The sequence below is a fragment of the Cupriavidus numazuensis genome (genome assembly GCF_905397435.1).
Taxonomy (GTDB): Bacteria; Pseudomonadota; Gammaproteobacteria; order Burkholderiales; family Burkholderiaceae; genus Cupriavidus; species Cupriavidus numazuensis.
Window position 1 is genome coordinate 21,345 of the sequence record NZ_CAJPVI010000073.1, and the last position, 14,903, is coordinate 36,247.

Annotated in this window: 3 protein-coding genes; all 3 read left to right on the plus strand. The window is 65.1% G+C overall.

Annotation, left to right across the window (positions count from 1 at the left end; genetic code table 11):
* Positions 1 to 53: 53 nt before the first annotated feature.
* The 3 genes from KHO41_RS36230 to KHO41_RS36240 all read left to right on the plus strand — a co-directional run bounded on the left by KHO41_RS36230 (position 54) and on the right by KHO41_RS36240 (position 14,762).
* A complete protein-coding gene (locus tag KHO41_RS36230; protein ID WP_280519729.1) occupies positions 54 to 8,153 on the plus strand; it encodes an autotransporter-associated beta strand repeat-containing protein in 8,100 nt (2,699 codons plus the stop codon).
* Between the two features lie 236 nt (positions 8,154 to 8,389).
* Positions 8,390 to 11,461: a CheR family methyltransferase gene (locus KHO41_RS36235; RefSeq protein ID WP_211958046.1), complete on the plus strand. Its 3,072-nt coding sequence runs from the start codon at positions 8,390 to 8,392 to the stop codon at positions 11,459 to 11,461.
* Positions 11,454 to 14,762 carry an ATP-binding protein gene (locus KHO41_RS36240; RefSeq protein ID WP_211958047.1) on the plus strand — a complete coding sequence of 1,103 codons (3,309 nt, stop codon included), beginning with the start codon at positions 11,454 to 11,456 and terminating at the stop codon, positions 14,760 to 14,762. The genes KHO41_RS36235 and KHO41_RS36240 overlap by 8 nt, the downstream gene beginning before the upstream one ends.
* The last annotated feature ends 141 nt before the right edge of the window (positions 14,763 to 14,903 follow it).

Here is a 14,903-nt window from a genome sequence, read left to right on the forward strand (position 1 = left end):
GTCCCGGTTCCTAGCATTGGCGCCTCATTCTTAAAACTACCGGGTCTCCGTCAATGAAACGGCCATCTTTGAATCACGTATTTCGATTGGTTTGGAACGCTGCCACGAGCAGCTGGGTGGCTGTTGCAGAGACGGCGAAGGGACGCGGCAAGCCGGGGCGCTCACGCCTGACACGCCTTGGGACAGTTGCCGCGATCTCGCTGACCTCGGCCGGTGGGTTGCATGCCGCCACGCAGACTGTCGTGGATGGCAATGGCGGAGGAGGCTGGATGGTCGGCGTTGGAGGCCAGGCGGCGCCGACGATCACAAGCAACGCTGTCTTTACCAATTTCGTCACGCAGGGTGGCGCAGGTAGCGGCGGCGGCGCGGGCCTGGGCGGGGTGTTCTTCGTCAACAGCGGCGGCAGCCTGACTCTCAACAACGTGAGTTTCGTGCAGAACGTCGCCAGGGGTGGCGACGGTGGCAGCACGCCTGACGTCACCGTCAACGCGCAATCCATTGCGCTGGCGGACAAGAATGCAACGGTGTCGTCGGTGACCGCGTTCCAGGTGACGCCGACACTGGTGAACAACAACGGCACGATCGTGGTGACAGGCGCGACCATGGGCTCGGCGAACCCGCTGGTCCAGTCTGGCGAGGTCGTCAGCATTGGTGGGACCGGCTCCGCCACCACCACGATCTCGAGCGTCAACGGCAATGCCGTCACATTTGCGCAGCCGATCGCCGTCGACAGCCAGTCGATCAAGTCGCTCACGAGCGCACAGCTGACGGCGGGCACCAACATCATCAGCGCGGCCAACTTTGGCGCGCTGGCCATCTCGGATGTCGCGGTCGGCATGTCGGTCCTGGGAACCGGCATCCCGCCGGGCACGATGATCACGGATGTGACGCGCGACCAGAATAACGTCGTCACCGGCATCACGTTGAGCAACGCCGTCACCGTGACCGGCAGCCAGGCGCTCAGCCTGGTCAACGTCACACAGTTTTCCGCATCGCAGTTCGCCGTTTCGGGCGGCGGGCAGGTCCTGACCCTGCCGGCGACTGGCCTGGGCCTGGCGGTCGGAATGACACTGACCGGCGATGGCATTCCGACCGGGACCAAGATCCTGGCGATCAACGGCAACCAGGTCACGCTGTCTCAGGCGATTTCGTCGACGGCCCTGCAATTCTCGGCCAGCCTGCCGGCGACTACGGTCGGCCAGACGACCATTCAGCTGACCGCAGTCGACAGCCACATGAAGGTAGGCCAGGTGGTGACGGGAACGGGCATTCCGCCCAACACCACCATTGTCGCCATCGACCCGACGACCGGCGTGGTGACGCTGAGCAACGCGCTTACCGGCAATCCCACGGCACTGACCATCCAGAGCATCACCGCGCAAGGCGCGCGCAGCCTGACGCTGACCAGCACTTCGGGCCTTCAGGTCGGGATGCAGGTGACCGGCGCGGGCATTCCCGACGGGACGACGATTACCAGTATCGCCGGCAACGTGGTCACCCTCAGCAACAACCTGACTCCCGGCGTCACGGTCACGGCCTTCCAGGCGAGCTCGCCCTATAGCGTGGGCGGATCGCTCAACAATATCGCGGCTACCGGTACGGTGGGCGCGAATGGCGGCAACGGTGTTTCCGGCCCGCAGGCCATCGTCTATGTGACCGATGGCGAAGGGCGAAGCGGCACCAATGGTGGTTCCGGCCAGAGCGGCAATGGCGCGGCTGGCGGCAAGGGCGGCAACGCCGGTTCCGGCAGCAACGGCATCCCGTTCAACTACGAGATGACCGATTCCGTCATCATGGCGACCGTTGACGCCGCCACCAACACGGCGGAGGCCGCGGCGGCACTCGCCACATTCCCGCCCGCGGCAGCCCTGTCGGCGGCGCACGTCGCCGCGGCGGCCAAATCGTATGTCGATCTCGGTATCGCGATCGCCAACCTGGCGCAATGGGGCGTCGATCTCTCCAACGGCACTGCCGGGCGTGGCGGCGACGGCGGCAGCGGTGGCAAAGGCGGCAATGGATCCACCTTCTACGGCGGCGGTGCCGGTGGCAGCGGCGGCAATGGCGGCAGCGGTGCGCTGAGCTTCACTGACGGCGGCAATGGCGGTGATGGCGGCAACGGTGGCGCAGGTGGCTTTGGTGCAGGCGGCGGCTCGGGCGGTGCAGCCGGGCAGGGCGGTGGCACTGGCAATGCAGCGGATGGCAGCGCGGGCGACGGCGGCAAGGCCGGTTTTGGCGGCGGCGTTGGCAGCAACGGTGACGGCGAGGAGGGCGGCGGCGGTTCGGGCTACGGCGGCGCCATCTTCGTGCGTGCGGGCGGCAGCCTGACGCTGACGGGCAACGTGCTGTTCCGGGACAACACCGTCCTTGCCGGCTCCAGCAACAATGGCGGGCAGGCAGGCCAGGCATCGGGCTCGGACATTTTCATGATGAAGGGATCCAGCGTGCTGCTGGCGCCAGGTGTCGGCAATACCATCCGGATCGAGGGACAGATCGCCGACGACAGCGCCGCGAGCATCGGGAGCGGCGGCTACGCACCCGGCGCGGGCGCCGACTTGCAGATCGGCGGCGGCGGTCTGGTGCAGCTTGCCGGCACGAACACTTACTCGGGGAAGACCATCCTGCAGGGCGGTACGCTCCAGGCGGACCTCGGGGTGGGGATCAATTCGGCAAGCAGCGTCGTATTCAACGGCGCCGGCACGCTTGGTTCCGGCCTTGCCACCAGCACTGTCGGCACCCTGCTGCTGAGTTCGGATGTGACCCAGCGCGCGGGATCGGCCGTGCCCGGCCAGTTCATCTGGAATGGCGCCGGCGGCTTTGCAGCCGGTACCGCCGACGGTATTACCGTGGCCTTTGGGCAGACCCCGACCGGCGCGAGGCAGACCCTGCAATGGGGAAGCTCCTATCTGTCGGCAAACTCGACGATGGTCTTTGGCTCGGAATACAGCCAGGGCTCGGTGCGGCTCAAGAACGACATCGACCTGGCGGGTAACCAGGGCAATATCGCTGTCTATGGGCAATATGCCGGTAGCCAGGGCATCCTGGCACCCGATGCGCGTTACACGGCATACATGGACGGCAATATCACCAACGGCAGCCTGAAGGTGGGAGCCGCCGGCTACAACGGTACGCTGTTCCTGACCGGCCAGAACCAGATCAGCTCGCTTGTGCTGAATGGCGGCCTGGTATCGACGATCGATAACCAGGCGAACATTGGCCATCTGATGCGGCCGGCTGGCGGTAGCGTCACGATCAACGGCGGCACGCTGGTCCTTGGCGGCGCGGAAACGATGACCACCGTGGACGTACAGGCCGGTGGCCAGATCGTCGCCGGCGCTACGCTGACGGCAGGGGATGTCAGCAATAGCGGTGTGATCTCGCTGGTCGATGGGGGCGCATTCCAGAGCGTAACCAACAATGCCGGAGCGACCTTTGCGACGGCCGGCTCCGTGACGGTGAGCGGCGCATTGACGAACGCTGCTACAGCCTCGGTGGTGCAATCGGGCGAAGTGGCTGCGGGCAGCGTCGTGAACAACGGCAGCTGGTCGGTCAGCGGCGCGCAGACGATCCAGACGCCTTCGCTGACCGGCAACGGCGTATTCGCGCTGGCCAATGCGGCTGACACGGTCACGATCGACCAGAGCGGCAACTCCACCTTCGGCGGGTCATTCACGGGCAATGGTGCCTTTGCCAAGGACGGTGCCGGCACGCTGACGCTGACGGGGGCAAGCACCAACGTGGGCGGCACCGTGGTGAACGCGGGCACGCTGGACACGACCGGCGGCGGCACCCTGGCGGATACCGGCGCGGTAACCATCGCCAGCGGCGCCACGTTCACGGCGGGCACGGCCGATATCATCGGCGCGGTGACCAACAACGGCACCTTCAACGTCAATGCGATACAAGCTGCGGCGTCGGTGACCAACAACGGTACGACCAACCTGAATGCCGACCTGGCAAGCGCAGGCCTGGTCACCAACAACGGCACCGTCAATGTGTCCGGAGACCGCTCCGTGGCGACGACCGGCCTGGCCGGTGGCACGTCGGGGGTCATCAACCTGGCGCAGAGCACCGATGCACTGCACCTGTACCAGAGCGGAGCAAGCACGTATGCAGGCGTCATCGCCGGCAGTGGCGCGCTCGAGAAGCTCGACACAGGCACGCTGACGCTGACCGGCGCCAATACCTACACCGGCGGCACGCTCGTGAGCGCGGGCAAGCTGGACACCACCGGCGGCGGTACGCTGGCAGATACCGGCGCGGTAACGATCGCCAGCGGCGCCACGTTCACGGCGGGCACGGCCGATACCATCGGCGTGGTGACCAACGACGGCACCGTCAACGTCAATGCGGCACAGACCATGGCGGCTGTGACCAACAACGGCGGTGCAGTCGTTGTGCAATCGAGCGAAGTGGCTGCGGGCGGCGTCGTGAACAACGGCAGCTGGTCGGTCAATGGCGCGCAGACGATCCATACCCCGACCCTGACTGGCAACGGCGTATTCGCGCTGGCCAATGCGGCTGACACGGTCACGATCGACCAGAGCGGCAACTCCACCTTTGCCGGGGCATTCACCGGCAATGGGGCCTTTGCCAAGGATGGTGCCGGCACGCTGACGCTGACGGGGGCGAGCACCAACCTGGGTGGCACCGTGGTGAGCGCGGGCACGCTGGACACGACCGGCGGCGGCACCCTGGCGGATACCGGCGCGGTAACCATCGCCAGCGGCGCCACGTTCACGGCAGGCACGGCCGATATCATCGGCGCGGTGACCAACCACGGCACCTTCAACGTCAATGCGGTACAAGCTGCGGCGTCGGTGACCAACAACGGTACGACCAACCTGAATGCCGATCTCGCAAGCGCGGGTACGGTCGCCAACAACGGCATTGTCAATGTGTCGGGCGACCGCTCCGTGGTAACGACCGGCCTGACTGGCGGTACGTCGGGCGTCATCAACCTGGCGCAGAGCACCGATGCGCTGCATCTGTACCAGAGCGGGGCAAGCACCTACGCGGGCGTCATTGCCGGCAGCGGCGCGCTGGAGAAGCTTGACGCAGGCACGCTGACGCTGACCGGCGCCAATACCTACACCGGCGGCACGCTCGTGAGCGCGGGCACGCTGGACACCACCGGTGGCGGTACCCTGGCGGACAACGGCGCGGTAACCATCGCCAGCGGCGCCACGTTCACGGCGGGCACCGCCGATACCATCGGCGTGGTGACCAACAGCGGCACCGTCAACGTCAATGCGGCACAGACCATGGCGGCTGTGACCAACAACGGCGGTGCAGTCGTTGTGCAATCGAGCGAAGTGGCAGCAGGCGGCGTCGTGAACAACGGCAGCTGGTCGGTCAATGGCGCGCAGACGATCCATACCCCGACCCTGACCGGCAACGGTGTATTCGCGCTGGCCAATGCAGGCGATGCGATCACGATCGACCAGAGCGGCAATTCCACGTTCAGCGGGGCATTCGCGGGCAACGGCGCCTTTGCCAAGGATGGTGCCGGCACGCTGACGCTGACGGGGGCGAGCACCAACCTGGGCGGCACCGTGGTGAGCGCGGGCACGCTGGACACGACCGGTGGCGGTACCCTGGCGGATACGGGTCCGGTGAAGATCGCCAGCGGCGCCACGTTCACGGCGGGCACGGCCGATACCATCGGCGCGGTGACCAACCACGGCACCTTCAACATCAATGCGGTACAAGTCGCGGCGTCGGTGACGAACAACGGCACGGCCAACCTGAACGCCGATCTGGGGAGCACGGGTACGATCACCAACAACGGCACCGTCAATGTGTCCGGCAACCGCGGTGTGGCGACGGCCGGCCTGACCGGTGGCACGTCGGGGATTGTCAATGTGCAGCCAGGCAGCGTCCTGCGGCTGACACAGAACGGTGACTCGGCCTATTCGGGTAGGATCGTCGGCGCCGGCTCGATGGTGAAGGAGGGCACCGGCACGCTCACGCTGTCCCGTCAGGCGGGAAGCCCCGCGGGCGCAGTGAATATCGGCGGCACGCTGATCATCAACCAGGGCGTGGTGGCGCTGGATGGCGACTCGATTCTCAGCGAGTCGATGAATGTCGCCGTCAACAGCAGCCAGCACGCTGTCGGCACGCTGAAACTGGTCAGCGGCAACGAGAGCATCAACGCACTGAGCGGGGCAGGGAACATCGATCTGGGATCGAATCGCCTGACCGTTCAGCAGGGCGGCGCCTTCTCCGGCACCGTGACCGGTTCCGGTGTATTCGATGTCCGCGGAGGCAACTTCAACGTCAACAACACGCTGGCGTCTACCGATCCGAACAGCGCGTTCACGCTGGGGGGCTCAGCAGGCCCGGTTTCCGCATCGGTCTCTGCGGGCAGCACGCTTTCGTTCCCGTTGATTCAGCTGAATCAGGATGCCACGCTGTCGGTGGCAGCGGGGAGCACGGCCAAGGCAGACACCATCGCACTCAACGCGAATTCGCTGCTTGAAGTGGGGGCACAGGCCAATGTCACCTCCGGTGCCGTCAATGTTTCCGACACCGCACGGCTCGATGTACAGGGCTCGCTTGCCGCCGGCACCATCTCCGTGGTCTCGAACAATCCGGGCACAGTGCCGACGCTGCACCTCGGCAATGCCGCCGACCCCTCGGTTCTGGGTACGGTGACCGCCTCGAATACGCAGATTGTCGGCGGTGTCCTGTCCGGAAATGGCTCGCTCTCGGGCAACCTGGTGATGGGGGCAAACTCGCTGCTGTCGCCCGGCAACTCTCCCGGCATGCTGCAAGTCGAGAACGTGACCCTGGCCAGCGGCTCGACCACCAAGATGGAGATCGCCAATGCTGCGCTCAACCGGGTCGCCGGCAAAGACTTCGATCAGGTGAAGGTGACCGGAGCGCTCAAGATCCAGGATGGCACGACGCTCAATATTGCCAACTACAACGGCGGTGCGGACGTGGCTTACGGCGAGGCAATCCAGCTGTTCGCCTACACGCCGGGGAAGCTGACCGGCGCATTCTCGACGGTGCAGAAGGACTATGGACAGGAGGCGTTGTTCAGCCTGGGCACGGGCAGTGTGGTCGGCCTGGGTAGCGCCGGCTTCAGTGGCTTCTATCAAGCGGTAGCCAAGACTGACAACGATCGCGCCATCCTGAGCGGACTGCAGGCGAACTCGTCGGGCAACGTCAAGCAGTTCTACGGTGGCAGCCTGCTCGACCGGATGGTATCGACGCTCGCAGCCGGTGGTAATACCGACACCGTGTTCGCCAAGTTCTCGCCGGAGGCGTACACAAGCCTGACCGAGCAAGGAAAACAGGCCTTGTTCTTCTCGCCAGGCTCGGACATTGCCGGTGACATCGGCAGGACGGAGCAGGGTATCCACGCCAGCGTATTCGGCGGCCGTCGCAATGCCGACAACGCAGGCTATGCCAGCTATGCGCTGAAGACCGATGGTCTGCAAGGCAGCTACACCGGCGTGCTGAAGAGCTCGGTATGGAAGGCGAACCTGGTGGTCGACGATGTTTCGACCAGCAGCAGCTATCTGAACGGCAGGTCCAACGGCGTGACCGGCTCGCTGTCGGGGGCCACGGAACTGCCAGGAGGACTGGGTCTGCATGCGCTGGCTCGCGCCGCATACAGCTACTATCGCAGCGATCTGACCCGCCAGACCGGCAATGGATCGGCCAAGGCTGATGGTGTGTCGTCCGATGCGTGGCTGGGTTCGGTCGGCCTGGCCTACGTGCTCAACGGTGCCAACCTGCGCCTGCAGACGACGCTGGAGGTCGCGCCGTACTCGGTCAAGACCAACGGATTCTCCGAAGTGAACTCGGCCTCGCCGTCCGATGCGCTGTCCGTGCAGCAGATGAAGCAGAGCGGCACAGCATTCGTGCTGGGCCTGGGTCTCAGCGGCAATCTGACGGACCGCTTTGGCTTCGACACCGGGTTCAAGGTCATCCGGGACAGCCGCGGCGATCATTCGGTGGCAGCCAGCCTCGTCACGGAAGGCGCGACCTTCACGGTGCACAACCCGGGCTTCGGCCAGACGCAGTTCAGTCTCAAGGGCGCGCTGAACTATCGCCTCGCAAGCGATATGCAAGTGGGCCTCGGCGCGTACTACTTCGGCGGAAGCGACGTGCAGGCGAAGTTGTCGTTCGACAAGCGCTTCTGATGGCCCTGGTAGCCCCCGTCCTGTGGGGGCTACCCAGGACCGGCACGCGGTTTGCCGCGGCAAAACCACGCAATCCTTCCGACTCCCTTTCCCCATATCGAGACGACGTGCCGAAGGAAGCACGCCGGTCCCGCCGGGCAGGGGAGGCCGGGCGGCCAGGGCAGACCCACAGCGGCGCAACGCAGCGAAACCTCACAGGCGCACTAAACTAGGCGCAGATGGGCAAAGGGGCTGCCATGACGACGCGTCCGGCAAACCGTGCTGATGGCCCTGCGTCCTGCATAGTAGGGGTGGGGGCGTCGGCCGGCAGCATCTCGGATCTGCAAACTCTTGTAGGTTCTGTACCTGCGGGTTCTGGATTGACCCTGGTGCTTGTGCAGCACATGGCGCCTGGACACCATCAGCAGCTTCTTCACTTGCTCTCCCGATGGTCCGTGCTGCCAGCGAGGCAGGCCCGGGACGGCGAACGCCTGCACGCCGATCATCTCTACGTGGCTAGTGCCGACGAAGTCCTCACGGTAGAAGGCGGCGTCTTCCGCTCAGCGCCTGCAGAAGGCGGGGACCGGCGTCCCGGCATCGACAGCATCGACGCGTTTCTAGAGAGTCTCGCCCGGGATTGTGGCCCTGCGGCGATCGCGGTCATCCTGTCCGGCACGGGAAAGGATGGTGCCGCCGGCGCATCGAGCGTCCTGCGCAATGGCGGAACCGTGATCGTGCAGGATCCGCTTACGGCCATGTATGACGGCATGCCGCACGCGGTTCTCGAGCGTGGCGCCGCTCACTACATTCTTCCGGTCAGTGCCATTGCCCCTCAGTTGCTGCGGTGCGCCTCGCCGGCATATCAGCCGCCCGCCAGACCTGCCGGTTCGATCGCTCGTACCGCCGATGCGCTTGACGGGATCGTCGGCATGATCCGGCAGCAGGAAGGACTCGATCTCAGCGCTTACAAGCCGTCGCCGCTGCTGTGGCGTATCCAGAAGCGCATGAACGCGCGCCAGGTGACCCTGCTGCGCGACTACGAAGCCCTCTTGCGAGCCGATCCCACGGAACTCCATACACTGGTTCGCCATCTGCCGATCCACGTCACCGCGTTCTTCCGCGACCCCGACGCATGGGACGTGCTGAGACGCGAAGTCATCCTGCCCCTCGCAGACAGGGGGCTGCCCCACGAACCTGTACGCGCATGGACGACGGCATGCGCGACGGGCGAAGAAGCCTACTCCATTGCCATGCTGCTCGCGGAATCGCTGGGCACTGGCCGGGACCGCCCCGGGTTTCAGGTCTTTGCGACTGACGCATCGGCAGAAATCGTCGCGCGAGCAAGTCACGGCGTATTTTCGGAGGAGACGATGCAGCAAGTCTCCGAAACGCGCCGGTCGGCGTTCTTCTACAGCGCGGACGGTGCGCTTCGCATCAAGCGCGAATTGCGGGAGCGCATGGTGTTCGCACCGCACGATCTCCTCGCCGATCCGCCGTTGCCCGATCTCGATATTGTCACGTGCCGCAACCTGTTCATCTATCTGAACACGGAAGCCGTTCAGCACATTCTTACCCAGCTCAACGCTGCGCTGCGCATAGGCGGCTATCTGTTCCTCGGCAACACGGAGGTGCTGCCGCCGCATCAGCAAGGCTTTGAAGCGGTCTCGGAGCGTTGCGGGCTCTACCGTAAATCGGGCCCCGCGTCGGGCGGCTATATCCGCATCACGATGCCGCGCGAGGTGCTGCATGATCGCGCAGCGGCATCTTCCAACGCCCACCGCGCGGCCATCGAGCACCTGGACCTGCCGTCGGTACTGATCGACCACGAGTTCCGCATCCTGCAGTTCTATGGTGACACCAGTGCCTACCTGCACCAGCCCGCAGGTCAGCCCACCCACAACCTGCTCGATCTGTCCGACCCCTACATCGTCGCCGACCTGAAAGCCGCCGCGGCCGAGGCTGTCGCCGGAAAGCGGTCCGTCACGCTGCACGGCATCCCGAATCGCACCACAGGCCGCTACTCCTCAAGCGTGCGAGTAACGGCGATGCGAGCCGCCGGCGGTGCCGCCGCGGTGAGATTGCTGGTGTCTTTCATCCCCGCCGAGCTCGACCTTACGGCGCAGCATGCGGACGATGGATCGCCATATCGCGGGCAAAGCCGCGATCGGGACGGCGGGGCGCAGGGAAGGGCGTTCCGCGTCTCTTATGCAGAACTGGACGCTTCCCGCGAAGAGCTTCAGGTTCTCAACGAAGAGCTGCACGTATCGAACGAACAACTCAAGGAAAAGCTCGCTGAACTTGAAATGCAGAGTCGCGTCCTGAGCGCCGGCGCGGTGATGACGCTGTTTCTCGACGACAGGCTGGGCATCCAGTGGTTCACGCCTGCGATCACCGCGCTGCTGCCGCTGAAACCTGTCGATGTTGGCCGCCGTATCACCGATCTCAACGCCAGATTCGACGATCCGGCACTCCTTGACGACGTCCGCTCCGTACTAAGAACCCATGAGCCACGCGAAGCGGAGATCAACGGCCATGACGACCGCTGGTATCTTCGGCGTGTTCGCCCATACCTCACGGCAGCAGGGGCAGTCCTTGGCGTGGCAATCACGTTCACGGACATCACGGAGCGCAGGAGCGCTGAGGAGGCGCTGCGTGAAAGCGCCGGGCGCAGCGAGTTTCTCGTCCGGCTTGCCGATGCGCTTCGGCCCCTGTCCGTCTCCGGCGACATGCAGCAAGTGGTGGCGCGCGTGCTGCGCGAGCGGCTGGACGCGTCCCGTGTCATGTGGGTCGAAGGCGGTGACGGCGCCGCGCTACGCATCGTGGCCATCAGCAACGCCCGGGACATGCCCGATCCCGATGGGCGCTATGCGATCGGTGGCAATGCGGCCCTTTTTCCGGGTGAGCTGCTGTCAGACCGGACACGCTGGAGCGACTGTACCGCTGGCGAAGGCGCCGAAGAGGCGGCACACAGCATGCTTGATCGCGGCATGGTAATTGGTGCGTGGGCCAACATACCCTTGCGGTACGCCGGACGCGTAACGGGCACGCTCATCGTGCACCACCGAGAATCCCACGTATGGTCGGCCGAGGAACTGACGTTCCTCGAACTTGTCGCCGAGCGGGCGTGGGCTGCCATTGAACGCGTGAGGGCGGAAGAAGAGGTTCACGCGCGCAATGCGGAGCTCGAACGCTTCAACAGGGTCGCGGTGGGCCGCGAGCTGCGAATGATCGAGCTGAAGGCGGAGGTCAACGTGCTGCGCGCGCGGCTTGGCGAAGCACCTGGCTATCCGTTGCAATTCAGCGCAACAGGAGGATCGGACGATGCCTGACGCACTGATCAACGGCGGCGAGATGGGAGCGCGTACACGCGAGTTCGACTGGTCGACGACGCCGCTCGGACCGCGCGAGCACTGGCCACAGAGCCTGAAGACGGCCGTGTCAATCATGCTGGGCTGCCAGTATCCGCTACTGATCTGGTGGGGGGCGGATCTGATCCACTTCTACAACGACGCTTACCTGCCGGTGCTCGGCAAGCGCCATCCAGGCGCGCTGGGCAGGCCCGCCCCGGAGGTCTGGGCAGAGGCGTGGCCGCTGGTCGGACCGCAAGCGGATGCGGTAATGCAGGAAGGGCGCTCGTACTGGAACGAGGAGCTGCTCATCGTCATGACGCGCAACGGCTATCCCGAGGAGGTCTTCATGACCTTCTCGTACGGGCCGATCATGGACGACGACGGCCGCGTGGGCGGCGTATTCTGCGCCTGCACGGAAGAGACACCGCGAGTCCTGGGCCGGCGGCGGCTGGCCACGCTGCAGGCGCTCGCCGATCGCTCGAACCAGGCGAAGGCCGACGTTGACGCATGCAAGGTCGCTGCTGCGGAACTGTCGCGCAATGCCAGCGACCTGCCGTTTGCCTTGCTCTACCTGTTGTCCGACGACGGCTGGTCGCTGCATCTCGCCGGGCATTCGGGCCTCGAGGCGGACACGCCCGCCAGCCCGTCAACCATAGATCTCGATACCATCGATGCACCGTGGCCGTTTCGCGAAGCGATGGAAGCGGGCAAGGCCGTGGCTGTCGACGACCTGATGGCGCGGTTCGGCCCGCTGCCGGGCGGCCCGTGGCCCGAGCCCACGCAGCAGGCGCTCGTCTTGCCTATGTCCAGGGCAGGGCAGCAGCGGTTGGCCGGCTTCCTGATCGCTGGCGTCAGTCCGCGACTGCCGCTGGACGAAGACTACCGCGCGTTCCTCGATCTCGTGGCGGCGCAATCGGCGACCGCGATCGCCAATGCGCGCGCCTACGAAGCCGAGCGCCAGCGCGCCGAAGCGCTCGCCGAAATCGATCGCACGAAGACGCTTTTCTTCGCCAACGTCAGCCACGAGTTCCGGACACCGCTGACCCTGATGCTCGGCCCACTCGAAGCGGTGCTGCACAACGCAGAGCCTCTTTCCCCGCCGCTGCGCGAAGACATCGAGATCGCGCACCGCAACGCGTTGCGCCTGCTCAAGCTGGTCAATACACTGCTCGACTTTTCGCGCATCGAGTCAGGGCGCGCACAGGCTTCGTTCGAGCCGGTCGACGTCGCAACATTCAGTGCGGAACTCGCGAGCAACTTCCGGTCGGCGATCGAGCGTGCGGGGATGCGCCTGGTGATCGATTGTCCGCCGCTCGCGGAGGCGGTGTGGATCGACCGGGACATGTGGGAAAAGATCGTACTTAACCTGCTGTCGAACGCATTCAAATTTACGTTCGATGGCCAGATCACCGTGCGAGTCTTCCCCGAGTCCAGCGATCGGCTCGTGCTGACTGTCAGCGATACCGGCACGGGTATTCCCGCGGCCGAGCTGCCTCGCCTGTTCGAACGTTTTCACCGCATCCGCGGCGCGCGCGCCCGCTCTCACGAAGGCTCGGGCATTGGCCTGGCGCTCGTGAAGGAACTGGTGAACCTGCATGGCGGCACCATCAATGTGAGCACAGTTCCCGACCAGGGCACGACGTTCGAGGTACGCATTCCCGTCGGTGCCTCGCGGCTGGTCGGACACGCCACGCTTGCGGATTCGCCGCGTCAGAACACGGCCATTGGCGCCGGTCCTTTCGTCGAGGAGGCGCTACGCTGGTTGCCGGATAACGCAGTTCCCGACACGCGTGCCGCTGATGATCACGGGCAAGCAGTCCCCGGCCATGCCGTCAACTGCCAGGAGAATTCCGGACGACGCGCCAGCATCCTGGTCGCCGACGACAATGCCGATATGCGCGACTACGTCAAACGCCTGCTCGCCGACGACTACGACGTCGAAACTGTGCAGGATGGCGATTCGGCGCTGCGGTTCGCGCTGGCGCATCCTCCTGATATCGCGATCGTCGACATCATGATGCCAGGCATGGATGGCCTGGAACTGCTGCGCGCGATGAGAGCCGATTCGCGAACGCGGCACATCCCCATGATCCTGCTGTCGGCGCGCGCCGGCGAAGAATCGAAAGTTGAAGGGCTCGACGCGGGCGCCGACGACTACCTCGTCAAGCCATTTGCCGCACGTGAACTGCGATCGCGCGTCAAGGCCCATGTCACCCTGGCCGAGGAGCGCCGCCGCGCGACAGCGGCGCTCAATGCCCGCCTCGGCGAGCTTCAGCGCGCCAACTCGGATATTCGCGATGCACGGCGCGCGACGCTTAACGTGCTGGAAGATGTTGTCGAAGCACGCAGTCGCGCGGAGCAACTATACGGGGAGTTGTGCGAACAGAACCGTTGGACCATCGGTCAGCGCGAGGCGCTCGAGGCGGCCGTAAACGGTGAACCGCTCGCGACTTCACTGGGTATTCTCACGCGTGTCGCCGTCGCCTCGCTGGGGGAGGGCACGCGCGCAGCCTTCTATCTCGCCGATGAGACGGGCAAGGTGCTGCATCACATCGTCGGCATGAGCGCCGACTACGCCGCGGCAGTCGACGCCTTCGCCATCGGACCGGAGTCGCTCGCATGCGGCCTGGCCACGCATACCGGCGAGGCCGTCATCACCGTCGATGTGCATAGCGATCCGCGTTGGGAGCCATGGAGATGGCTTGCTGACCGTTTCGGCTATCGCGGCTGCTGGAGCTTTCCGGTCGACTCGGCGGCGGGAAAGTTCATCGGATCGCTGGCGCTGTATCACCCTGAGCCTCGTGACGTGACAAGCCGCAACTGCGAGCTGGCGGCACTTCTTACCAGTACCGCGTCGATCGTGATATCGCGCCATAAGGAAGCGGAGAAACGGAAACTGGCTGAAACGGCGTTTCGCCGCACCGAGCACCCGTTGCGCGCCCGCGTGCCGGGGAGTTTCGATCGCGTCTACCGCATGAGCGCGGACTGGCGCGAACGATGGCATCTCGAGGCGAAAACATCGACACCTGAAGCCGCAGAGCGCGACCCGGCGTGGCTGAACCAGTCCATTCATCGCGACGACCGAAAAATGGTGATGGAAGCCATCGACCGCGCGACACGGAGCAAGTCGGTGCTCGAGCTCGAGCATCGCGTCGAGCGTCGGGACGGCACAACCGGCCGGGTTTTTTCCCGCGCGATCCCGGTGCTCGACGAATCCGGCGAGATCGTCGAATGGATCGGCACGGCGGCCGAGGTCAAGCCGACAGGACAAGGGGAATAGCTGGAAGCGGACATTCTGGGTGACATGTTGTGACCGCATTCTTGGCACCTGTGGCCTGGTGTTGCGCTGGGCTTTTCCCGCCTTGTTGTATTTCAGCGGGAAGGCGGCCCGAGTTTTCGACAGGCCCCCACTTTTTTTGGC